The sequence below is a fragment of the Pseudomonas fluorescens genome (assembly GCF_001307275.1).
In the GTDB taxonomy this organism is placed as follows: Bacteria; Pseudomonadota; Gammaproteobacteria; order Pseudomonadales; family Pseudomonadaceae; genus Aquipseudomonas; species Aquipseudomonas fluorescens_AA.
This window is the reverse complement of sequence record NZ_CP012831.1, coordinates 5,191,095-5,213,428: the sequence shown is the minus strand read 5'-3', so window position 1 is coordinate 5,213,428 and position 22,334 is coordinate 5,191,095. Positions and strand designations below refer to the sequence as shown.

Sequence of the window (22,334 nt, the reverse complement as noted above, 5' to 3'; positions counted from 1 at the left end):
GCCTCTAAATTGCACACCGAAGACTTCATCTAAGCGGAGCAAGCTCCCTCGTCACGGGGGACCGCGGTCACTGGGTTTGCAACCCAACCAACCGCCCCGCCAACGCCTTGGCCTGACTCGCCACATCAGTCACGGCAGTACTTTCCCACCACATCCCCCGCAGTGGCGGGCCCATGGCGAACAGGCGCTCGGCGGGTTCGCCTCGAGCATCCAGCACCGCACCATCGGCACGGGCGGCGATGCCCAGGGCCAGCGGCCCCGGCTGGACCAGCCCCCGGGCCAGCAGCTGTTGCGGCAACGGCCGCGCAACGCGGCGCCAGTCATATTCAATGCCACTGGAGTTGATCAGCGCGGCGCCCTGCACCACTTCCAGTCCTGCCTCGCCCCGGCGACGGATGCGAATACCCACTGTGCCCTCGGGAGACGACGCCAACCCTTTGAACGACGCCGCCTGGATCCGCAACCGCCCTTCCCCATGCAAACGCGCCACCAGCTCCGCGCTCAACGGTGGCGAGCGATGGTGATGACTCTCCCACCACGGCCGCACATGCCGCACGAACTGCCGGCGCTGCACATCGCTGGCCTGGTTCCACAAACGCCCGATGTGCGCACGCACGGTGTCCAGCGGCGCTTGCCAATCGATGCCTTGAGCTTGGGCCTGGCGGCATTGCTCACGCAGGGCGCGCATCAACTGGCGGGGCGAACGCAGGCTGTGATCTTCGGCGAGGAAATCCACCCAGGCCGGCGGCTGGCGGCGCACGTGTGGCAACAGCCCATGGCGGGAAAACACTTCGATGGGGCCACGGTGCCCGGCCTGCTCCAGGGACACCACGGCGTCGACCATGGTCAGTCCCGAGCCGATGATCAGCACCGTGGCCTGGGGATCGAGCTGGCGCATCGCGGCCACATCCCAGGGATCCAGGGCCGCGGCATTCAAGCCGCTGGATTCGGTTTGCGGGGTGCGCGCCGCCGGGAACATGCCGGTGGCCAGCACCGCGAAACCGCCTCGCAAGACTTGGCCGTCGGCGAGCGTAACCATCACGGCATCGTCGGCAAGCCGCAGGTCCACAGCCTCCCCGCGCACATGCTCGGCGGTCGAACCGTTTTGTGCGCCCAACTCGCGGGCCTCGGCCAGGCGTTGCTGCACATACAGGCCAAAGATTCCCCGGGGCGGGAACAACTCGCTGATCGGCACGTGCTGCTGATCCGACTCGGGCCAGCCGCCGGCTTCGATGAACGCGGTGAGCCATTGGGTCAGGTCGTCGGCGTTGTCCGGATCGACGCTCATGCGCGCGGCGTTGCCGTTCAAGGTGTGCCCCAGCTCCACGGCACTGTAGGCCTCGCCCCGGCCCAGCTCGCTGCGCGGCTCGACGATCAGCACCTCGCGCCGGCCCGGCAGGCGCAGCAACTGCGCGGCCAGCATGGCACCGCTCAGGCCGCCACCGATAATCAGGATGTCGGCTTCGCGGATGAGGCCACTCCCCTGTCGTTCCAGCGCTGTGTCCATACCGCTCTCCCCAGGAATCAAATCACCACGTTGCGTACGAATCTCGCCGCCACCGGGCCATCGTTGCGATAGGCATGGGGCTGGTTGCTGGCGAACATGAAAAACTCACCGGCGCCAATGCGGCGCTCCTCGCTGCCCAACAGCAGGGTCAGGCAACCCTCGAAGACATAAAGCTGCTCGCTCCAACCGTCGGCGTCCGGCTCTGAAGGGTAATGCTCGCCGGGCTCCAGGCGCCATTCCCAAAGCTCGACTTCACGGCTGGCGGTGGCCTTGGCCAGCAATACGGCCTTGCTGCCGGGGATGGTGCCGGCCCAGGCCAGTTCATTGATGCGGCTCGGGTCACGCGCCTCGGGGGCCTGGATCAAGTCGCTGAAGGCCACGTCCAGGGCTTCGGCGACCCGATCGAGGGTGGTCAGGCTGACGTTCTTTTCCCCCGCCTCGATGGCCACCAGCATGCGCCGGCTGACCCCGGACAATTCCGCCAGTGCGGTCTGGCTGAGCTCGGCGGCATGGCGCAGACGACGGACGTTCTGGCTGACGTGTTGCAGGACGGAGGCCCGCTGGCCGGATTCTTTGTGCACTATATTGCTCACATGGCTGGGTTGCGCATTATACTGCCCACCTTCGGGCGCATTGTGCGTTCCCCTCAAGTGGCGCGCAAGGTCATGGTATCGGTGAACTCCCCTCAAGCTTCCCCCCGTTTCTCCCGGTTCAGCAAGGCCGAATGCGTGCTGGTGCTGATCACCATGATCTGGGGTGGAACGTTCTTGCTGGTACAGCACGCCATGACGGTCAGCGGGCCGATGTTTTTCGTCGGCCTGCGCTTCGCGGCCGCCGCCGCGTTCGTCGCACTGTTTTCCTGGCGGCACCTGCGCGACCTGACGCTGTTCGAACTCAAGGCCGGGTGCTTCATCGGCGTGGCAATCATGCTCGGCTACGGTTTGCAGACCGTCGGCCTGCAAACCATTCCCAGCAGCCAGTCGGCGTTCATCACCGCGCTTTACGTGCCCTTCGTGCCCTTGCTGCAATGGCTGGTGCTGGGCCGTCGCCCTGGGCTGATGCCCAGCATCGGCATCATGCTGGCGTTCACCGGCTTGATGCTGGTGTCGGGGCCGGCGGGCGCTTCATTGAATTTCAGCCCCGGTGAAATCGCCACGTTGATCAGCGCCATCGCGATTGCCGCCGAGATCATCCTGATCAGCGCCTATGCCGGCCAGGTCGACGTGCGCCGGGTGACCGTGGTGCAACTGGCGAGCACGGCGGTGCTGGCGTTCCTGATGGTGGTGCCGACCCAGGAAGCGATCCCGAATTTTTCCCTGTTGCTGCTGGTCAGTGCCGTGGGCCTGGGCGCCGCCAGTGCCGCGATCCAGGTGGCGATGAACTGGGCGCAGAAAAGCGTCTCGCCGACCCGCGCCACGCTGATCTATGCCGGCGAACCGGTGTGGGCCGGCATCGCCGGGCGCCTGGCCGGTGAGCGGTTGCCGGCGATTGCCTTGTTCGGCGCGGCGCTGATCGTGGCGGCGGTGATTGTCAGTGAGCTGAAGACCCGCAGCAAAGATGCCATTGCAGCCAATGAATCGCTTGAGCGGGAAGGTTGAGGCCGGCCAGCAATCCATTCGCCACCGAAAAAAAGCCGCCTCGGCAGCGGCCATTCCGGCGTTGACGCTTCGTCCGAGGTCATCTGAAACCCTGCAAAGTCGGAAAACACTGCCTACCTTGTAGGATTCTGCGACACCCTCACGGTTGGTGATCGGGAATACGCCACGTATGATCCCTCACAACCTCCCGCCGAATAGAAGCCTATGTCACTGATAGTTCTATTGCTTTTGCCCTTCATCGGCAGCTGTGTCGCGGCGCTGCTGCCGCATAACGCCCGTAACGCCGAATCACTGCTGGCCGGCCTCGTCGCCCTGGCCGGTACCGTTCAGGTGGCCTTGCTGTACCCGCAGATCGCCGACGGCGGCGTAATCCGCGAGCACTATGCCTGGTTGCCCAGCCTGGGCCTGGATTTCGTGCTGCGCCTGGACGGGTTCGCCTGGCTGTTTTCGTTGCTGGTGCTGGGCATCGGCACGCTGGTATCGCTGTACGCCCGCTATTACATGTCGCCGGACGATCCGGTGCCGCGCTTCTTCGCCTTCTTCCTGGCGTTCATGGGGGCCATGCTCGGGCTGGTGATCTCCGGCAACCTGATCCAGATGGTGTTTTTCTGGGAGCTGACCAGCCTGTTCTCGTTCCTGCTGATCGGTTACTGGCACCACCGCTCAGACGCGCGGCGCGGTGCCTATATGGCCTTGATGGTGACCGGGGCCGGCGGGCTTTGCCTGCTGGCGGGGGTGATGCTGCTCGGCCATGTGGTAGGCAGCTATGAGCTGGACAAGGTCCTGGCCGCTGGCGACCTGATCCGTGCCCATGCCCTCTACCCCATCCTGCTGCCGTTGATCCTGATCGGTGCCCTGAGCAAAAGCGCGCAATTCCCTTTCCACTTCTGGCTCCCCCACGCCATGGCCGCCCCCACGCCGGTGTCGGCGTACCTGCACTCGGCGACCATGGTCAAGGCCGGGGTGTTCCTGCTGGCGCGGTTATGGCCGTCGCTGTCGGGCAGTGAAGAATGGTTCTACATCGTCAGCGGCGCGGGGGCCTGTACCTTGCTGCTGGGCGCCTACTGCGCCATGTTCCAGAACGACCTCAAGGGTTTGCTGGCTTACTCCACCATCAGCCACCTCGGGCTGATCACCCTGTTGCTGGGCCTGAACAGTCCACTGGCGGCCGTGGCGGCGGTGTTCCATATCCTTAACCATGCCACCTTCAAGGCGTCGCTGTTCATGGCCGCCGGGATCATCGACCACGAAAGCGGCACCCGGGACATTCGCAAGCTCAGCGGCCTGGTGCGGCTGATTCCGTTCACCGCCACCCTGGCCATGGTCGCCAGCGCAGCGATGGCCGGGGTGCCGCTGCTCAATGGTTTCCTGTCCAAGGAAATGTTCTTCGCCGAGACGGTGTTCATTTCCGCCACGGTCTGGGTCGAGCTGGCGCTGCCGATCATCGCCACCATCGCCGGGACCTTCAGCGTCGCCTACTCCCTGCGCTTCACCGTGGATGTGTTCTTCGGCCCCACCGCCACCGACCTGCCCCATACCCCCCACGAACCGCCGCGCTGGATGCGCGCGCCAGTTGAATTACTGGTGTTCACCTGCCTGTTGGTGGGGATTTTTCCGGCCCAGGTGGTCGGCTCGCTGCTCGCGGCCGCCGCGTTGCCGGTGGTGGGTGGCACGCTGCCCGAGTACAGCCTGGCGATCTGGCACGGCCTGAACGCGCCGATGATCATGAGCCTGGTGGCGATGTCCGGCGGCATCGTCCTGTACCTGTTGTTGCGCAATCAGTTCCGGCAAGGCCACATCAAGCACCCGCCGTTCATTGGCCGACTCAGCGGCAAGCGCCTGTTCGAGCGCTGCCTGGTGCTGATGATGCGCCAGGGCCGGCGCCTGGAACGACGGATCAGCACCCGCCGCCTGCAAGCCCAGTTGTTCTGGCTGGTCCTGGCTGCCGTGCTCGCCGGGTTGATCCCGATGCTGCACAGCACGCTGGTCTGGGGCGACCGGCCGAAGATCCCCGGCTCCATCGTCTTCGTCACCTTGTGGCTGCTGGCAATCATCTGTGCCCTGGGCGCGGCCTGGCAGGCCAAGTATCACCGGCTCGCGGCCCTGACCATGGTCAGCGTCTGCGGCCTGATGACCTGCGTGACCTTCGTCTGGTTTTCCGCCCCCGACCTGGCCTTGACGCAACTGGTGGTGGAAGTGGTGACCACCGTGCTGATCCTGCTGGGCCTGCGCTGGCTGCCCCGGCGGATCGAGGACGTCTCGCCACTGCCCAACAGCGAGCGGCGCGCGCGCATCCGGCGCCTGCGGGACTTGCTGCTGTCCATCGCGGTGGGCGGCGGCATGGCGCTGTTGTCCTATGCGATGCTGACGCGGCAGACGCCCAACGACATTTCGTCGTTCTACCTAAGCCGCGCCCTGCCCGAAGGCGGCGGCAGCAACGTGGTGAACGTGATGCTGGTGGACTTCCGTGGCTTCGACACCTTGGGGGAAATCACCGTGCTGGTGGCGGTGGCCCTGGCGGTGTTCGCCCTGTTGCGGCGTTTCCGACCACCGAAGGAAAGCATGCAACTGCCGGCGCAGCAGCGCCTGCTGGCACCGGACGTGGTCACCGACCTGGTCAACCCGCGCCATGCCAGCGATACCGCCTTGGGTTTCATGATGGTGCCGTCGGTGCTGGTGCGCCTGCTGCTGCCGATCGCCCTGGTGGTGTCGTTCTACCTGTTCATGCGCGGCCACAACCAACCCGGTGGCGGCTTCGTGGCCGGGCTGGTGATGTCGGTGGCGTTCATCCTGCAATACATGGTCGCCGGCACCCAGTGGGTCGAGGCGCAAATGAGCCTGCGACCGCTGCGCTGGATGGGCACCGGGCTGTTGTTCGCCACCGCCACCGGCCTGGGGGCGATGGCCGTGGGTTATCCGTTCCTGACCACCCACACGTGGCACTTCGAATTGCCGCTGCTGGGTGACATTCACCTGGCCAGCGCGCTGTTCTTCGACATTGGCGTGTACGCCGTGGTGGTCGGTTCCACCCTGTTGATCCTCACCGCCCTGGCTCACCAGTCGGTGCGGGCCCATAAGCCGGGCCTGCAAGCCAAACCCATCGCCCCCGCCAAAGGAGCCACCGTCTGATGGAAGAAGTCATCGCAATCGCAATCGGCGTACTGGCCGCCTCCGGCGTCTGGCTGGTGCTGCGGCCTCGGACCTTCCAGGTGGTCATGGGCCTGTGCCTGCTGTCCTATGGCGTCAACCTGTTCATCTTCAGCATGGGCAGCCTGTTCATCGGCAAGGAACCGATCATCAAGGACGGCGTGCCCCAGGACTTGCTGCACTACACCGACCCGCTGCCCCAGGCCCTGGTGCTGACCGCCATCGTGATCAGCTTCGCCATGACCGCGCTGTTCCTGGTGGTACTGCTGGCGTCCCGGGGCCTGACCGGTACCGACCATGTGGACGGTCGGGAGCCCAAGGAATGATCGTGACACCCCACCTGATCGCCGCCCCCATCCTGCTGCCGCTGCTGACCGCCGCGGTGATGCTGATGCTGGGCGAGAAGCACCGCCCGCTCAAGGCCCGGATCAACCTGTTTTCCAGCCTGCTGGGCCTGGGCATCGCCGTGCTGTTGCTCTACTGGACCCAGGACCAGGCCTTGCCCGCCTCCATTGGCGTGTACCTGCCCGGCAATTGGCAGGCGCCGTTCGGTATCGTCCTGGTGGTCGATCGCCTGTCGGCGCTGATGCTGGTACTGACCGGCATCATCGGCGTCAGCGCCCTGCTCTTCGCCACGGCCCGCTGGGACCGCGCCGGTGCCAGTTTCCATGCGCTGTTCCAGATCCAGTTGATGGGCCTCTACGGTGCCTTCCTGACGGCGGACCTGTTCAACCTGTTCGTGTTCTTCGAAGTGCTGCTGGCGGCTTCCTACGGCCTGATGCTGCACGGTTCGGGCCGGGCGCGAGTGTCGGCGGGCCTGCATTACATCTCCATCAACCTGCTGGCCTCGTCGTTGTTCCTGATCGGCGCGGCGCTGATCTATGGCGTCACCGGCACGTTGAACATGGCCGACCTGGCCCTGAAAATCCCGCTGGTGCCGGAGGCCGACCGCGGCCTGCTGCACGCCGGGGCAGGCATTCTCGCGGTGGCGTTCCTGGCCAAGGCCGGCATGTGGCCGCTGAACTTCTGGCTGGTGCCGGCCTATAGCGCCGCCAGCGCACCGGTGGCGGCACTGTTTGCGATCATGACCAAGGTCGGCGTCTACACGCTCCTGCGCCTGTGGACGCTGCTGTTCTCCGGCCAGGCCGGCGCCTCGGCGTATTTCGGCGCCGACTGGCTGGTCTACGGCGGCATGGCGACCATCGTCTGCGCCGCCATCGCCATTCTCGCCGCCCAGCGCCTGGAGCGCATGGCGAGCCTGAGCATCCTGGTCTCGGCCGGGATCCTGTTGTCGGCCATCGGCTTCGCCCAACCGAACCTGGTGGGTGCGGCGCTGTTCTATCTGGTGAGTTCGACCCTGGCGCTCTGTGCGCTGTTCTTGCTGGCAGAACTGATCGAACGTTCGCGCTCGGCCAATGAACTGTCCCTGGACGACGACTTCGATACCTTGCCGCGACCGCTGGAATCCTTGCAGCCGCCCAAGGGCATCAACCTCGATGACGAGCAAAAAGCCGTGGTCGGGCAGGTGATTCCCTGGACCATGGCCTTCCTTGGCTTGAGCTTTATCTTCTGTGCGCTGTTGATCATCGGCATGCCGCCGCTGTCGGGGTTCATCGGCAAGCTGAGCCTGCTCAGTGCCCTGCTCAATCCCCAGGGGCTCGAGGCCAGCGCCGGAACGCCGGTGTCGAACCAGGCCTGGGGCTTGCTGGCGTTGTTGATCCTGTCGGGGCTGGCCTCGTTGATCGCCTTCTCGCGCCTGGGCATCCAGCGCTTCTGGACGCCGCAGGAGCGACCCTCGCCGTTGCTGCGACCGTTCGAATGCCTGCCGATCGTCGTGCTGCTGGGCCTGGGCATCGCCCTGACCTTCAAGGCCGAGCCGTTGCTGCGCTATACCCAATCCGCCGCCGATGCGCTGAACAACCCGGAACATTACGTGATGTCGGTACTTGCCACCCGCGCCGTGCCCAACCCCGAAACCCGCGCCGTGTTGCGGGAGGTGCAGCCATGAAGCGCCTGTTTCCCGCCCCGTGGTTGTCCCTGGCGCTGTGCTTGTTGTGGCTGGTGTTGAACGTATCCCTCAGCGCCGGCCATCTGCTGCTGGGCGCTGCACTGGGGTTCCTGGCCCCGTTGATGATGCGCCCGTTGCGACCGCGGCCCATCCGTATCCGCCAGCCGTGGGTGGTGGTGCGCTTGTTCCTGCTGGTGGGCCGCGACGTGCTGGTGTCCAACTTGGTGGTGGCCTGGGGTGTACTGAACGCCGGCCGCCGGCCACCTCGCTCGCGGTTCATCAAGGTGCCGCTGGACCTGCGCGATGCCAACGGCCTGGCTGCGCTGTCGATGATCACCACGGTGATTCCCGGGACCGTCTGGTCGGAACTGGCCCTGGATCGCAGCATCCTGTTGATGCACGTGTTCGACCTGGCCGACGAGGCGTCATTCATCGCGCATTTCAAGGCCACCTACGAGCGCCCGTTGATGGAGATTTTCGAATGAGCCCGTTGCTGTCCAATGCGATCCTGTTGAGCCTGTTCCTGTTCTCCCTGGCGATGGTGTTGACCCTGTGGCGGCTGTTCAAGGGCCCTTCGGCCCAGGATCGGGTACTGGCCCTGGACTACCTGTACATCGTGGCGATGCTGATGATGCTGGTGCTGGGCATCCGCTATGCCAGTGACACCTATTTCGAGGCGGCGCTGCTGATCGCCCTGTTCGGCTTTGTCGGCTCGTTCGCCCTGGCCAAGTTCCTGCTGCGTGGCGAGGTGATCGAATGAACGGCGAACTGTCGATGTGGGTTGAAATTCCGGTGGCGATCCTGCTGGTACTCAGCAGCCTCTTCGCCCTGGCCGGGGCGATCGGCCTGGTGCGCTTGAAGGATTATTTCCAGCGCATGCACCCGCCGGCCCTGGCCTCCACGCTGGGGGCCTGGTGCGTGGCGCTGGCCTCGATCGTGTATTTTTCGGCGCTCAAGTCCGGGCCGGTGTTGCACGCCTGGCTGATCCCGATCCTGCTGTCCATCACCGTACCGGTGACCACCCTGCTGCTGGCTCGGGCAGCGTTGTTCCGCAAACGCATGGCTGGGGATGATGTGCCGGCGGAAGTGAGCAGTCGCCGAACCGGACAGGACGGCTGACCGCTACCTTGCGGCGAACACCCTTGTGGCGAGGGAGCTTGCTCCCGCTGGGCTGCGCAGCAGCCCCGAGACCTGTCACCTCGGAGTGTCAGGCTGTTTGTGTTCAGCTTTTGGGAGGGCTGCGCCCTCCAGCGGGAGCAAGCTCCCTCGCCACAAAAGCGGGTCGTCTTGTGTAAGTCCCTCCCACCCTTGCACTGCCGTTCAAGCCCACGCCACCGTCAACAACCCGGCCCCGAGCACCACGCACAACGGCGAGTAGACCCAGGTGTCGAGCCTGGCGAATGTCGAGCCCTTGACCTCCTTGAAGAAGCCCACCAGGTTCGACTCGCCAATCGCCCGTGCGAACATCAGCAAGGCGATCGCACTGATCAGCCACTGCAACGCCCGATGGGTGACTGGCTGCGCCAGCAGACCGCCCCGCAGGCACACCAGCAGCGCAATCATCAGCAGTGCCAGGGCGACCAGCAACGTCAGCCAGCCCGAAGGGTCGAACGCCGGTCGCAGCGCGTCCCCCTGCCTCACCGGCACCTGGGGTACCACCGCCAGGGCCGCCCACCGCCCACCCAGGGCCCAATACAAATGAATCAAGCTGATGGTCGCAAACACCGCGACCAGCGACCGAGCCAATAAAAGCGTCATTCGCCAGCCTCCTGAAAAAGGTTGAACAATCATCCTAGCTCGAATTTGGCATTTCGCTGGACGGGCGCAGGTTGCCAGTTTCCAGTGAATGATTCATTGCCCAGGATCAAGCGTTCAGCCCGCTGGCACGCGCGCGCCCTACAGACCGGCAGAGACCTTGTCGGCGACCTCCTTGGGCAACCAGGCCTGCCAGACCTCAGGGTGGGCCTTGAGGAACGCCTCGGCGGCTTCACGGGGTGGCGTGCGCTTCTCGCTCATGTCGGCCAGGGTCTTGTTCAACGGCTCGATGGGCAAGTCGACCTTGCTGAAGAACTCGGCAATCTCCGGGTATTGCTTCTGGAATGGCGCCGAGACACCGATCGACAGTTTCGAGGCCAGGGAGCGGGTCGGTTTCGGGTTGGGGTTATCGGCGTCGGTCAGGGTCTTCCAGGCCTCGGCATCGAACGGCGGTTCTTGCAGCTGCACCAGCTTGAAGCGCCCAAGCAGCGGCGTGGGCGACCAGTAGTAGAACAGGATCGGTTTGCCCCGGCGGATCGTCGAGCTGATTTCCGCATCCAGCGCCGCCCCCGAACCGCTGCGAAAATTCACGTAGCTGTCAGACAAGCCATACGCCTTGAGCTTCTGTTTGTTGACCACCTCGGAGGTCCAACCGATGGGGCTGTTGAGGAAGCGGCCCTTGTCGGGGCTCTCCGGGTCCTTGAACACGTGCTTGTAGCGCGCCAGGTCTTCGACGCTGCGCAGGTCCGGCGCCAGGGGCTTGATGCCCTTGGCCGGGTCGCCCTTGATGACGTACTCGGGCACCCACCAACCTTCGGTCGCGCCTTTGACCGTATCGCCCAAGGCGACCACCTTCCCCTCGGCCTCGGCCTTGACCCACACGGGGCTGCGGCCGGCCCATTCTTCGCCGATCACCTGTATGTCGTTATTGGCCAGGGCGGTTTCCAGGGTAATGGTGGTGCCGGGCAATGTATCGGTCTGCAATCCATAGCCCTTTTCCACGATGACTCGCAGGATATCGGTGATCAGGCTGCCACTTTCCCAGTTCAAGTCGGCAAAGTGGATCGGCGCGGTGGCGGCTGACACCGGAAGGGGTGAAACCAACACAGCGAAGGTGGCCCAGGCAGCCAGCCACTGTCGAACTCGTTTCATGCTTTGCACCTCATGCCAGATACCGCAATAGCTGAACGGCCCTGCGTAACCGAACGCAAGTCCCTGAATAGTTCAGTCAATTGACTGTAGCCGAGGTTCCAGCGAGTTCTTGCGAAACTGTCAGTGGTGTGGGCGCACAGGCCCAGAAACGGTCACTCACTGGCCTTGAAAGTCACCAGCTCGCCCTTGCGCCACTTGGCGGCCTTGGCGGTCACCGCCTTCAAGGTCTTGGTCAAGCCTTCCTGCAACTGTTCGTTGGCCGCAAACACGGTCACCACGCTGTGGCCTTCCTTGAACAGGATGGCATGACCACCAGGGGTCGTGACGAAGGCGTAATCGCCAAGGCCATAGACCGTCAGCTTGATTTCGCGAAAGCGGATTTCAAACTTGCCACCTTCGCGACTGGGCAATACCGCCGCACGAAAATGATCGCCGACCTTGAGCTCGAGCCTGGGCTTGTCATCGACCACCAGGGCCGACTCGGTGTCGATTTCGGCGACATAAATACCTTCGGCGGTCTGCTCGGTGATGTAGACGAAACGTGACTGGAATTGTTTGACCAGTTTTGCCCGCAGGTCACCAAGTACAAATAACGCATGCATGTCGAGATTACTTACTGCCAAGGAAACATCCCCATTTTTGAAAAAGACCCGCCCTGCGCAAAGGACGGACCACGAGAACCCGTACCGACTGTAGTGTCGTAATGGACCTGTCACTGAAATTCGAAATGAACGGCGCGCCCCTGTCCCGGGCCGAGAGCAGACTAAAGGTTGCCGCTCTCGCCGTCTTTCCCGGGGGGTCGCCAGAGGCTGAAGGAAAACGCCACTCTGAGCATCGGAAAAGATGGGACTACTAACTTTAGGGAAATTTCTCACTTAAAAAAGCATTTTTCTGACATCGAGCCCAAAAAAAATTGCTTTAGATAGGCGCAACCGTCCACACGACGCTGCCGATTCTAGAGTAGCCGAAGGCGTGGAGACTACTCGAAGTACCCGGCAATTCGTCGGTAAACCATGAAAAGGAATTCACAATGGCCACTTTCACCACCCACGTCCCATGCATCGTTGAACCAGCCAACAGCCCTGACGGAGCCGATTGCCTGCCAATTTCGTTGATTCAACCGCGTTATCGGGTCGTCTTGGCCGGCAAGTGTTTTTTTCACATTGAAGAAACATCGACTGGACGTGTAAGAGGATTCCGCACCGACCATAACGAGGCCTGCTACCTGGCCAGGCGCCTCGAAAACAGCGCCTGAAACGCATATGTGCCCGTCCATGACTTAACTCAGCCGCCGACAGGCAACTGCTGCCATACTGCCCGCCCAGCGAAGACCGTCGTGAATCGGCGGTTCGCGCACCCATAATGGTTTCGAGGAGAAGGCGCGACGTGACGGAATTTGATATTGGCGAGTTTTTTATCCGGGGCGAAGCCAGAGAAGTCGAAGGCGAGTTCCAGGCCGTCATCGTGATGCGTGCCAAGCCACCGTTGACCACCGTCAGTTGCCACCAGGTGGAAAAGGATCGCTGGTTCAAGACTTCGCAGCTCGCGGCCGAGGCGGCCAGGGAAGCAGCCAGGGCGTTGAAGGCCGCCGTGGATGAAGGGGCCTTGAAAGCCTGATTCCAATCGAACTCCTGGTGACCGCTTGCCTCAGATAAAGGTAAGCCCCGAGGCGCCACGACGGCGCCCCCACCCAAAGGAGACTTCCATGGAACAACCTTCTCACGAACTCAGCACCTTGTTCGACCAACTCGGCCTGCCCTCGGACGGCAACGCCATCGACGATTTCATCGTCGCACACCCATTGGCGCCGGAGATCAAGCTGGTGGAAGCCGACTTCTGGTCGGACCAGCAAAAAGACCTGCTGCGCGAATGGCTGCTGGCCGACGGCGAAGAGGCGGTGCTGGTGGATCAACTGAACGTGCGGCTGCACGACGGTAAATAGCAGCCAGACCTTTGGCCAGGGACAAGACAGCTATAGCAGCCAGGACCTTTGACTGAGTGCAAGGCTGCTCTTGTGGCGAGGGAGCTTGCTCCCGCTCGACTGCGCCCCGTAGGAGCTGCGTAGGAGCTGTCGAGTGCAACGAGGCTGCGATCTTTCCCCAGACACTTGGATCCCAAGCGAAAGCTCAAAAGATCGCAGCCTTCGGCAGCTCCTACACAAGCCCAGCGGGAGCAAGCTCCCTCGCCACTGGATTGCGGTGGCAGGAATCCCACCACCTGCAATCAGGCCTAACGCGGCTTCTCGGGTTTGTAGCCCAACCGCAAGCCTCCCCAATGACGGCCCTTGAGCATGATCGGTACGGAAAGATCGTGCATCAACTCCCCCGTGTCCCGGGTGTAAGTCTGGAGCAATACGGGTTGCTGGTGGCTGCCGCAACGAATCCCGGTGCGATCGGAGAATTTGCGCTTGGTGCGATTATTCAGCGTGTCCACCTGGGGATCGCCGGTCAGTGGCTGGCTGAACGCCTTGTTGTGGGTCGGTACGTAGCCCTGTTGGGTGCAGGCAATCGCAAACACCAGCCCCTCGTGGCGGGTCAGCAACGGTTCCTGGATCGCCGGCAGGACCTGGTCGGTGTAACGGTCGAAACGGGTCTGGAATTTGGCCGGTTGGGTATTGGGAATCGGCTGGTAATTACGGTCGAACAAGTCCTCCAGGCTGACACGGCCCTGGTCGATGTCGGCCTCGAACTGCGCGGCGATCTGGCTCGCCCCTTCCCGCGCCAGGTCGTAGACCCGTTGGTGATAATCGTCGAGCCCCACCTCGGCCAGGCGTTCGCTGATGGTTTCGGCCTGGCCTTCCATCTGCACCGCCGCCTCGGCCAGGCGCTGGGTCTGCTGGTCGCTGATGGACAGGTCACTGCGCATCTGCTCGATGGCGTGGAACAGGCTGTCGAGTTGTTCGCGGTTGGTGTCGGTGCCCTGGGCGATGGCGCTGACCTGGGTCTCGACCCCTTCTGCAAGCCTGGCAATGTTTTCCAGGTGCTGGCCGGTGTGCTCCACCTGCTGCACGCCGCTGTCCAGGTCAGCGGCCAATTGACGGATCTGCTCCACCACCTGGGTCGTGCGCTGCTGGATGTCGGCCACCATCACCCCGACTTCGCCGGTCGCCGCGGCGGTGCGCCCGGCCAGGCCGCGGACCTCATCGGCCACCACCGCGAACCCACGGCCATGCTCACCGGCCCGGGCCGCCTCGATGGCCGCGTTCAACGCCAGCAGGTTGGTCTGGCTGGCAATCGATTGGATCACCAGGCTGACTCGCTGGATTTCATCGCTGCGTACGCTCAAGGCTTCGATCAACTCACGGCTGTCATTGGCGCGCTGGCTGAGCTGGTGCATGCGGCTGATGGACTCCACCAGTTCGCTACGCCCGGCCACGCTGCTGCGATGGGCCTCGCTGGCAGCGCCCAAGGCCTGCTGGCTGAGTTGCGAAGTGGCCTGTTCAGTGGCGATCATCGATTCGGCATTGCTGACGATCTGCGCCGCCGCATCGAGTTGGGACTGGACCTTGCCGGCCAGTTGCTTGACCGAATAGGCGACGCCGGCCGCCGACAGCGCGTTATGGCTGGTGGTGTAGGACAGGTCGCGGGTCAACTCGGCCAATGTGTCGGTCGTGGCTGCGGGTGCCGCGGCCACGCGCGAACGCAGGCGCGGCAACCAGACGATGAGCATGACCAGCGGCAGGCCCAGGTACAGCGACCAGCCGCCCAGGGCCATGCCGCACAGCAGCAAGGCCAGGGCGAGGCTCTGCAAGGTCGGCGTCAGCCAGCGCGCCGCGCCTTTTGTCACAGGTTCCGAGGCCGGCACCGCACCCGCCAGCGTTCCGTCTGTCGCCATGTTCGTCACCCACACTCTCGTTGTTATGACCGCATTAAACGCCACTACCGAGCCATTATCCATGGTCCATTAGTCGTGTTCTTGCAGCAGGTCAACGGAAGTAGACGAACAGCCACGGGCGAAAGCAAAAGATCGCGGCCTTCGTCAAAAGGTCGCGATCTTTTTTCGGAAAACGCGAATCAGGCCTGACGCTGGTGCTTGTCGATCTGTTCGTGACGTTCCTGGGCTTCGATGCAGTACTTGGTGGTCGGACTGATCAGCAGGCGCTTGAGGCCGATCGGCTCGCCGCTGTCGTCGCACCAGCCGAAGCTGTCGTCGTTGATGCGGTCCAGGGCCTGCTCCAGTTGAGGCAGCATGCGCTGGTCGCGATCGATGGCGTTGACCAGCCAGGTACGCTCTTCTTCTACGGAAGCAGCGTCCGCCGGGTCGGCCGGGGTGTCCAGGCTTTCAATGGCGATTCGGTTCTGTTCGATGCGCTCGTGGGTTTCGACCTTCATGTTCTGCAACAGCTTGGTGAAGAAAGCCAGCTGCTCGGCATTCATGTAGTCATCCGCCGGCATGGCCAGCAACTTTTCCTTTGTCATTGATTTCTCTATAAAAAAACGTGCATTAAGGCGAATTATGGAGCGTCCCGCAGCGCAGCTGCCACGCTCATCGGGAAAGGCGCCGTCTATTCCAAGCGCCACCCGGCACTCAATTTACGAGGGGCGGCAGTCTAAGGCCGAGTCGAGGCCTCAGCAACTGAAAACATAGGGAAAATGTCCGACAACCCCCTCAAATGTTCTCTGACAGGCTTTTGGCAGTCATCGGAGTGCGTTTATAACAAGAAATTCGGTGCAATGGCTGTATTAAGAAGACAAATGGCAACGCCACGCGGGTCAGGCGTGGCGCTTTGTCGCAACCTCAGGGGATCAACGCTTGAGTTTGCGCTTGTTCCGGTACTGGTCGATGACCACTGCCACGACGATGATCAAGCCCTTGATGATGTCCTGGATATAGGCATCGACACCGACGAAGGTAAAGCCGCTGGCCATCACCCCCAGGATCAGCGCCCCGATCACGGTCCCGGTGATGCGCCCCACCCCGCCCGCCAGGCTGGTGCCGCCGATCACCGCCGCCGCAATCGCGTCCAGTTCGTAGGACATGCCCATGCCCGCCTGCCCGGTCGCCGCTCGCGCCGAAGCCACCACGCCGGCCAAGCCCGCCAGCAACCCGGCAATGCTGTAGACGATCACCAGGTGGCGCTTGACGTTGATGCCCGAGGTCCGCGCCGCCTGCATGTTGCCGCCAATGGCGTAGGTGTACTTGCCATACTTGGTGTAGCGCAGGGCAATGTGGAAGATCACCGCCACCACCAGGAAGATGATCACCGGCATGGCACCATGGCCGATCGCGGTGTAGGAATCGGACAACATGCTCACCGGCTGGCCTTCGGTGTAGTAGCGCGCCAGGCCACGGGCCGAGACCATCATGCCGAGGGTGGCGATGAATGGCGGGATGCCGGTAATGGCAATGATGCTGCCGTTGATCGCCCCGGCCAACAGCCCCACCCCGAGCCCCGCCACCACCGGGATCCACACCGGCAAATCCGTCAGTGAGGGAAACACCGCCCGGGCGAAGTCCGAGGTCTGGGCCAGGCTGGCGGCGATCATCGCCGACAGCGCCAGCACCGAGCCGGACGACAAGTCGATACCGGTGGTGATGATCACCTGGGTCACGCCGATGGCCAGCAGGCCGATGATCGACACTTGCAGGATCATCAACACCAGGCGCTGGGAGTTCATCAGGAAACTCTGGTCACGCATGATCCAGCCGAACATTTCGAACACCAGGCCGATGCCGATCAGCACCAGGAAGATGCTCAGTTCCGTCGGCAGGCGCCGCCGGGACCGGGTCGGTGCTGCCGCGGGTTTATTTTCCAGTATCGCGTTCATAGCCATTCACCTTTTTATTCTTTGTCCAGGGCGCTCGTCGCCGCTGGGCGCCGCCGTTGCTCTTGAACAGGGCCGCTTCGCGCCCCAGCGGGAGCAAGCTCCCTCGCCACGGGAATATTGCTCGATGTCACTTCTCTACCAGCAGGCAATCAGGACAAGCCCGAAGCCAGTTGCATCACTCGTTCCTGGGTCGCTTCGCTGCGGTCGAGGGTGCCCATCAGGTCACCTTCGTGCATCACCATCACCCGGTCGCTCATGCCCAATACTTCCGGCAGTTCCGAGGAAATCATGATCACCGCCATGCCTTCGCTGGCGAGGTAGGAAATCAGCCGATAGATCTCGGCCTTGGCGCCCACATCGATGCCGCGGGTCGGCTCGTCGAGAATCAGGATGCGCGGGTTGGTCATCAGCCAGCGCGCCAGCAGCGCTTTCTGCTGGTTGCCGCCGGACAAGGTATCGATGCACTGTTCCAGCGACGGGGTCTTGACCCGCAGCTTCTTGCACATGTCCTCACACAAGGCGCGCAGGGCTTTCTGCTGGATGAAACCGTTGCCGACGTAATGGGGCAGCACCGCCATCTCCATGTTCTCCAGCACCGACAGGCACGGGAACAGGCCGCTGAGCTTGCGGTCCTCGGTCAACAGCGCGAAGCCCTTCTCGATGGCCATGTGGGGGTCGCTGATGCGCACGGGTTGGCCGTCCAGCCGGATCTCGCCGCCAGTGCTCGGGGTCACGCCGAAAATCGCCTCGGCCACGTTGGTCCGGCCCGAGCCCATCAACCCGGCGATGCCCAGGATCTCCCCGGCATGCAGGTCGAAGGACACGCCTTTGAAAATGCCGTCCAGGCTCAGGTCGCGCACCGACAGCACCAACTCACCGATGGGTTGCTCCCGCACCGGGAACAACTGGCTCAGTTCGCGCCCGACCATCATCGAAATCAGGCTGTCGCCATCCATGCTGTCGGCCCGTTGCAGGCCGATGTAGGCGCCGTCGCGAAACACCGCCACTTCATCGGCGATGGCGAACACTTCGTTCATCTTGTGGGTGATGTAGATGATGCCCTTACCCTGGGACTTGAGGTCGGCAATGATCGAGAACAGGTGGGCGACTTCGGTCTCGGTGATGGCCGAGGTCGGCTCGTCCATGATCAGGATGTCGGAGTCATACGAAACGGCCTTGGCAATCTCCACCATCTGCCGCTCGGCGATGCTCAGGTTGCCCACCTGCTCCTCGGGATCGAGCTTGATGCGCAGGCGCTCCAGCAGCCGGGCGGTGCAACGGTGCATCTCGCCATGGTCGACCATGTGCAGGCCGTTGAGCTGCTCGCGGCCGATCCAGATGTTTTCGGCGATGCTCATGTGGGGCATCAGGTTCAGTTCCTGATGGATCATCGCGATGCCGGCCTGCAACGCCGCCAGCGGCGTGTCGAACGTCACCGGCTTGCCGCGCAGGCGCAGTTCACCGGCGTCGGGCTGATAGATGCCGGCGATGATCTTCATCAAGGTCGATTTGCCCGCACCGTTCTCGCCCATCAGGGCCAGCACGGAACCGGGGCGTACCCGCAATTGAACATCGGACAGGGCCACCACACCGGGAAAGCCCTTGCTGACATTGACGACTTCCAGCAGGTACGGCTCATCAAGTGATACATCCGGCTGGAAAGTCATGGCCGGGGCGCTCGAAGCAGTCGCTGAAGCGAACATGATCAGGTACTCCCTCGGCAAGGTCGGCGTTGCAACCTTGCCTGCTTATTGTTGTGGTGGGACCGGGTTGAACGTCACTTGAACTGATCGACGTTTTCCGGCGTGATCAGGCGGTACGGCACCCAGACAGCCTGCTCGACCGGCTGCTTCTTGACCATTTTCACCGCCGTGTCGATCGAACCATCGGCCTGGCCCTTGGCGTCCTGGAACACCGAGACCGCCATTTCGCCTTTCTTGATCGCGTTCAAACCGTCCGGCGTGCCATCGACCCCGGCAATCAACACGCTTCCTTTCTCGGTGCCCGCTTGCTTGAGTGCCATCGCGGCGCCAATGGCCATCTCGTCGTTGTTGGCCACCACCGCCTGGAACTCGCGTCCCTGGGTCAGCCAGTCGTTGACCAGGGTCATGCCCTTGTCGCGCAACCAGATGCCGGTCTGTTCCTGTTCGATCTTGATGCCCGGGTACTTGGCCAGCACGTCCTTGACGCCCTTGGTGCGGTTGGCGGTGGAGTTGTTGGCCAGGTCACCCAAGAGGATCACGATGTTGCCCTTGCCGCCCATTTTTTCAGCCAGGTATTGCATCTGCATGCGACCGGCTTCCAGGTCGTCGGAGGCCACGGTGACCACGCCTTCCGGTAACTTCGGATCGTCCGGGCGGCGGTTGACGTACACCAGCGGGATGCCGGCCGCCACGGCGGCCTTGGTGATGCGCTGGGTCGCGGCGGTGTCCACCGGGTTGACGATGAGCGCATCGACCTTCTGGCTGATGAAGCTTTCCACCTGGCTCAGCTGCTTGACCACGTCGCTGCGGGCATCTTCGAACTGCAGGGTGACGCCGTCCGGCAGGGACTTGGCTTTCTTGTCCATGGATTCGCGCAGGTAGGTCAACCAGGTGTCATCAAACTGGGACATGCTGACGCCGATCTTCAGGTCCGCCAGGGCAGCGCCGCTGGTGAGCATCAACGACAGGGCCAGCGAGGCGATACGGGTCTTGGTCTTCATGAACGGTCTTTCTCCACTTTTTTGTTGGTTTTATGGATAAGGCGTAGCGGATCAGGAACGGGGCAAGCGCACGATGGGCGCGCCGGGCATGCAACAGACCACGGCGCCGTTGCGCTGGATACACAGGGATTCGAACAGAGGAAAGGCTGCGGACAGGCGCAGCAGACGTGGCAGGTGAAACGCAGAGCGGCTGAAGGTTTTCATCGACGGTACCTAGCTGTGTTTCTTGTTTTTGTTTCGTCTGTCATCCGTTCAAGGCTGGCTTGGCGGAAGACAAACAGGGTTGTCGGTAACCTGGAATCGACTTTATTGGAAAATATTTTCCATATCAACTGATTTTAGAATTTTATTCGTTTTTTATTCCATGACCCACTGGAGTGGACAACCGCACCACTTCGCCCTGCCCGGCACTCTGCCTGGCGGCGTCGAGGATGCGGGTGGTCGCCAACGCATCACGGGCCTCCACCGGCAGCGGGCCAGTGCCCTGCAACGCGCTTTGCAAGTGTTGGTAGAACGTCAGCCAGCAGCCACGCTCCGAGGTCACCCGCTCGCGCTCGGTGCCGTGTTCGAACCAGCCCCAGCGCCGATGTTCTTCAGCCCCCCAGCGCTCGCCCTCGGTCGCTGGGCTCAGGCCGGCCAATGCCTGAGCCTCCTGCCCGTCCAAGCCGTCGACGGTGTAGCAGCCCTGGGTGCCGTTGACCCGAAAGCGCGGACGCGGTGCGTTTTGCACGCAATTGCCGCTCAAGTGGGAGACTACGCCGCTGGCATGAGTCAAGGACATGAAGAAACCGTTGTCGAACACCTGGTCCGGCTGTCGGTAGTCCAGCTCGGCGTAGACCCGCACCACCGGCCCGAACAGTTGCAGCGCCTGGTCCACCAAGTGGCTGCCCAAATCGCGCAGGAACCCACCACCGCTGCCTTTGCCTACCGAGGTTGGCGAATAACGTTCGACACTCGACTCGAAACGAATGACTTGCCCGAGCGCCCCGGAGGCCAACAGTTTGCGCAGGGTCAGGAAATCCGAATCCCAGCGGCGGTTCTGGTACACGCTCAAGGGCACGTTGCGACGTTCGGCGGCCAACACCATCGTCTCGGCCTGCGCGGCGTCAGGGGCGAACGGTTTGTCGCTGACCACCGCCACGCCGAGTTCGATGGCCTGCATCACAATGGCCGGGCGACCGTCCAAAGGCGTGGACACCACCACCGCATCGACACCGGCCGCTACCAATTGTTCGAGGGTGTCGAAGGCCTGGGCCTGCGGGTGATCGCTGGCCAATTGTTGGCGGCGCTCGGCGGACCGGGTCACCACGCCGACGAACGTAGCCCCCGGCAGACTGCTGATCAGCGGCGCATGAAAGAACCGCCCACCCTTGCCGTAGCCGACTAGTCCGATTCGCATGAAAGCTCCTTGTTAATCACTGAATGAATGCAATCCCTGTGGGAGCTGAGCTTGCTCGCGAAGACGGCGATACATTCAACATTGATGTCGACTGACACTACGCCATCGCGAGCAAGCTCAGCTCCCACCATTTGACCGAGTACCTTTGAGGGAACGCAGTCGACTGTGGGAGCGGGCTTGCTCGCGAAGACGGCGGACCAGCCTTCATCAGGTTGACTGACCCACCGCTATCGCGAGCAAGCTCGCCCCCACCATTTGACTGCACACCCACAGGGGGATTGGGGTTAGCCGTAGAAACGCGGGCGCTCGGGCAGCTCGACCTTGACGATCTGCCCGCTCTGCTGCGCTTCGACACAGGCATCCGCCGCCACCGCCGCCGCAAACCCATCCCAGGCCGATGGCCCACCCACTTGCCCGGCACGCACACCGTCGATGAAGGCCTGCAACTCGACGTCATAAGCGGCGATGAAGCGGTCCTTCCAATCCATCAGGATCGCATTGGACAGCTTGGCGCCGCTGCGCAGTTGCACCTGGGACGGTTCCGGCAGCTTGGCGATGCCGGTCTCCCCCACCACTTCGCACTGGATGTCATAGCCGTACTGGCAATTGACGAACACCTCGACGTCGATGCGCGTGCCCCGGGCGGTTTCCAACAGGACGATCTGCGGGTCCCGCAAGTGAGCCAGGGCCTTGCTGGTCTTGCGTGGGAATACCACCTGCACCGACACGTAGTCATCGGCCAACAACCAGCGCAACACATCCAGCTCGTGGATCAAGGTGTCGGTGATCGCCATGTCGGTCTTGTAGTTCTCGCCCACGCTCGGGTTGCGGTGGGCGCAGTGCAGCATCAGCGGCTCACCGATCTGGCCGCTGTCGATCACCGCCTTGAGCGCCCGATAGCCTTCATCGTAGGGGCGCATGAAACCGACTTGCACCAGGCGCTTGCCATGGGCCACTTCGGCCTCGACGATCTTGCGGCAACCTTCGGCCGTGACCGCCAGGGGTTTTTCACAGAACACCGGTTTTCCCGCCGCAATCGCCGCCAGCACGAATTCTTCATGGCTCGGGCCCCAGGAGGTGACAAGGATCGCCTCCACGTCCGGCGCCTTGATCAACGCATGGCCGTCAGGGTAGACCTCGGCGGTCAGCTTGAGATCGGCCACGACCTTGGCCGCTTGTTGCAGGTTGATGTCGGTCACCGCCACCACCTGGCTGTTGAGCAAGGTCTGGCTGCAACGACGGATATGGTCCTGGCCGATGGCCCCGGTGCCGATGACGCCCAGCTTCAAAGACATG

At 63.0% G+C, this 22,334-nt stretch carries 23 protein-coding genes; 10 read left to right on the top strand and 13 right to left on the bottom strand.

Annotation, left to right across the window (positions count from 1 at the left end):
- Positions 1-67 precede the first annotated feature (67 nt).
- Together AO356_RS23320 and AO356_RS23315 are read right to left on the bottom strand one after the other, a co-directional pair.
- The gene (locus AO356_RS23320) at positions 68-1,507 is read right to left on the bottom strand and encodes an FAD/NAD(P)-binding protein (protein WP_060741754.1); all 1,440 of its coding nucleotides are present in this window, start codon (positions 1,505-1,507) and stop codon (positions 68-70) included.
- A 17-nt stretch (positions 1,508-1,524) separates the two neighbouring features.
- Positions 1,525-2,088 (bottom strand): helix-turn-helix domain-containing protein, encoded by a 564-nt coding sequence (locus AO356_RS23315; RefSeq protein WP_060741753.1) that lies wholly within the window; start codon positions 2,086-2,088, stop codon positions 1,525-1,527.
- Positions 2,089-2,100: 12 nt separating this feature from the next.
- Here AO356_RS23315 and AO356_RS23310 point away from each other — a divergent pair, with 12 nt between their 5' ends.
- From AO356_RS23310 to AO356_RS23280, 7 genes are all read left to right on the top strand, one after another.
- Complete coding sequence (locus AO356_RS23310; RefSeq protein ID WP_060741752.1) at positions 2,101-3,105, top strand: DMT family transporter; 1,005 nt, start codon at positions 2,101-2,103, stop codon at positions 3,103-3,105.
- A 204-nt stretch (positions 3,106-3,309) separates the two neighbouring features.
- The gene (locus AO356_RS23305; protein WP_060741751.1) at positions 3,310-6,234 is read left to right on the top strand and encodes a monovalent cation/H+ antiporter subunit A; all 2,925 of its coding nucleotides are present in this window, start codon (positions 3,310-3,312) and stop codon (positions 6,232-6,234) included.
- Positions 6,234-6,578, top strand: a complete 345-nt coding sequence (locus AO356_RS23300) for a Na+/H+ antiporter subunit C (RefSeq protein ID WP_003202835.1) — start codon at positions 6,234-6,236, stop codon at positions 6,576-6,578. The genes AO356_RS23305 and AO356_RS23300 overlap by 1 nt, the downstream gene beginning before the upstream one ends.
- Positions 6,575-8,260: a monovalent cation/H+ antiporter subunit D gene (locus AO356_RS23295; protein ID WP_060741750.1), complete on the top strand. Its 1,686-nt coding sequence runs from the start codon at positions 6,575-6,577 to the stop codon at positions 8,258-8,260. The genes AO356_RS23300 and AO356_RS23295 overlap by 4 nt, the downstream gene beginning before the upstream one ends.
- Positions 8,257-8,745, top strand: a complete 489-nt coding sequence (locus tag AO356_RS23290) for a Na+/H+ antiporter subunit E (protein WP_060741749.1) — start codon at positions 8,257-8,259, stop codon at positions 8,743-8,745. Before AO356_RS23295 ends, AO356_RS23290 begins: the two co-directional genes overlap by 4 nt.
- Positions 8,742-9,020, top strand: a complete 279-nt coding sequence (locus AO356_RS23285; RefSeq protein ID WP_003202841.1) for a K+/H+ antiporter subunit F — start codon at positions 8,742-8,744, stop codon at positions 9,018-9,020. Before AO356_RS23290 ends, AO356_RS23285 begins: the two co-directional genes overlap by 4 nt.
- Positions 9,017-9,379 (top strand): Na+/H+ antiporter subunit G, encoded by a 363-nt coding sequence (locus AO356_RS23280; RefSeq protein ID WP_060741748.1) that lies wholly within the window; start codon positions 9,017-9,019, stop codon positions 9,377-9,379. Before AO356_RS23285 ends, AO356_RS23280 begins: the two co-directional genes overlap by 4 nt.
- A gap of 201 nt (positions 9,380-9,580) precedes the next feature.
- On the opposite strand, the gene AO356_RS23275 is transcribed toward AO356_RS23280, so the two are convergent.
- The 3 genes from AO356_RS23275 to AO356_RS23265 form a co-directional block, all read right to left on the bottom strand.
- Positions 9,581-10,018 (bottom strand): DUF3995 domain-containing protein, encoded by a 438-nt coding sequence (locus AO356_RS23275; protein ID WP_060741747.1) that lies wholly within the window; start codon positions 10,016-10,018, stop codon positions 9,581-9,583.
- A 138-nt stretch (positions 10,019-10,156) separates the two neighbouring features.
- Positions 10,157-11,167, bottom strand: coding sequence for an ABC transporter substrate-binding protein (locus AO356_RS23270; RefSeq protein ID WP_060741746.1), 1,011 nt, complete (start codon positions 11,165-11,167; stop codon positions 10,157-10,159).
- Between the two features lie 152 nt (positions 11,168-11,319).
- Complete coding sequence (locus AO356_RS23265) at positions 11,320-11,769, bottom strand: hypothetical protein (protein WP_060741745.1); 450 nt, start codon at positions 11,767-11,769, stop codon at positions 11,320-11,322.
- Positions 11,770-12,197: 428 nt separating this feature from the next.
- Between AO356_RS23265 and AO356_RS23260 the strand changes: the two genes are divergently transcribed.
- The 3 genes from AO356_RS23260 (at position 12,198) to AO356_RS23250 (ending at position 13,109) form a co-directional block, all read left to right on the top strand.
- On the top strand, positions 12,198-12,422 hold the full coding sequence (locus AO356_RS23260) for a hypothetical protein (protein ID WP_109791099.1): 225 nt from the start codon (positions 12,198-12,200) through the stop codon (positions 12,420-12,422).
- Positions 12,423-12,553: 131 nt separating this feature from the next.
- Positions 12,554-12,784 carry a hypothetical protein gene (locus AO356_RS23255; RefSeq protein ID WP_060741744.1) on the top strand — a complete coding sequence of 77 codons (231 nt, stop codon included), beginning with the start codon at positions 12,554-12,556 and terminating at the stop codon, positions 12,782-12,784.
- 88 nt (positions 12,785-12,872) lie between these two features.
- On the top strand, positions 12,873-13,109 hold the full coding sequence (locus AO356_RS23250) for a DUF2789 family protein (protein ID WP_060741743.1): 237 nt from the start codon (positions 12,873-12,875) through the stop codon (positions 13,107-13,109).
- A 287-nt stretch (positions 13,110-13,396) separates the two neighbouring features.
- Here AO356_RS23250 and AO356_RS23245 read toward each other — a convergent pair whose 3' ends face one another.
- The 8 genes from AO356_RS23245 to AO356_RS23215 all read right to left on the bottom strand — a co-directional run bounded on the left by AO356_RS23245 (position 13,397) and on the right by AO356_RS23215 (position 22,333).
- On the bottom strand, positions 13,397-15,001 hold the full coding sequence (locus AO356_RS23245; RefSeq protein ID WP_060741742.1) for a methyl-accepting chemotaxis protein: 1,605 nt from the start codon (positions 14,999-15,001) through the stop codon (positions 13,397-13,399).
- Positions 15,002-15,180: 179 nt separating this feature from the next.
- Positions 15,181-15,585 carry a TraR/DksA family transcriptional regulator gene (locus AO356_RS23240; protein ID WP_003202859.1) on the bottom strand — a complete coding sequence of 135 codons (405 nt, stop codon included), beginning with the start codon at positions 15,583-15,585 and terminating at the stop codon, positions 15,181-15,183.
- A gap of 327 nt (positions 15,586-15,912) precedes the next feature.
- Positions 15,913-16,935: an ABC transporter permease gene (locus tag AO356_RS23235; protein WP_060741741.1), complete on the bottom strand. Its 1,023-nt coding sequence runs from the start codon at positions 16,933-16,935 to the stop codon at positions 15,913-15,915.
- Between the two features lie 149 nt (positions 16,936-17,084).
- Positions 17,085-18,638 (bottom strand): sugar ABC transporter ATP-binding protein, encoded by a 1,554-nt coding sequence (locus tag AO356_RS23230; protein WP_060741740.1) that lies wholly within the window; start codon positions 18,636-18,638, stop codon positions 17,085-17,087.
- Between the two features lie 74 nt (positions 18,639-18,712).
- On the bottom strand, positions 18,713-19,639 hold the full coding sequence (locus AO356_RS23225; RefSeq protein WP_060741739.1) for a sugar ABC transporter substrate-binding protein: 927 nt from the start codon (positions 19,637-19,639) through the stop codon (positions 18,713-18,715).
- Between the two features lie 51 nt (positions 19,640-19,690).
- Positions 19,691-19,843: a hypothetical protein gene (locus AO356_RS32880; protein WP_177431741.1), complete on the bottom strand. Its 153-nt coding sequence runs from the start codon at positions 19,841-19,843 to the stop codon at positions 19,691-19,693.
- Between the two features lie 142 nt (positions 19,844-19,985).
- Positions 19,986-21,038, bottom strand: coding sequence for a Gfo/Idh/MocA family oxidoreductase (locus tag AO356_RS23220; RefSeq protein ID WP_060741738.1), 1,053 nt, complete (start codon positions 21,036-21,038; stop codon positions 19,986-19,988).
- 284 nt (positions 21,039-21,322) lie between these two features.
- Positions 21,323-22,333: a Gfo/Idh/MocA family protein gene (locus AO356_RS23215; protein WP_060741737.1), complete on the bottom strand. Its 1,011-nt coding sequence runs from the start codon at positions 22,331-22,333 to the stop codon at positions 21,323-21,325.
- Position 22,334: the final 1 nt, after the last annotated feature.